The organism is uncultured Faecalibacterium sp., assembly GCF_900066275.1.
Classification (GTDB): domain Bacteria; phylum Bacillota; class Clostridia; order Oscillospirales; family Ruminococcaceae; genus Faecalibacterium; species Faecalibacterium taiwanense.
Map to the genome: position 1 here is coordinate 1 of NZ_FMFG01000106.1, position 396 is coordinate 396.

The 396-nt window shown below is 57.8% G+C and carries 1 protein-coding gene; it reads left to right on the forward strand.

The features are described 5' to 3' along the window. Positions 1-396, forward strand: a 396-nt coding sequence (locus QZL71_RS13220) for a hypothetical protein (protein WP_294649219.1), incomplete at both ends; no start/stop codon positions are given.

Consider the following 396-nt stretch of genomic DNA (forward strand, 5'->3'; position numbering starts at 1 on the left):
GGACGAATCCAGCGGATTCCCTCGACTGCACTACGTTTTTGACGTAAGCGACACCGGGGTGCGCCGTAATTCCCGTGATCCGGAGGTGTGGCAGTACAACGACGACCTGAAACAGCCGGTTTCGGAAATGTTGAGCAAGACCTACGGCATCAGCGGAGAGCGTGTCAGCCAGCAGCTTGCGGATGTTGCGGGGAAACTGGTGGCGGATTACTGGGACAACAACGGCGGGGACATTCGTGCCATCGTTGACGGTTCGCTGCTGATGGATTATGATGAAGCCGGGGTGGAGATGCAGTTCAAGTCCGCTGCCGCCATCAGCGTCACCTACACGCTGCTGGAACGCTGCGGCTTTGAGCCTGCCGGGTGGTTCGACAAGGACGATTTTCAGGCAATCTA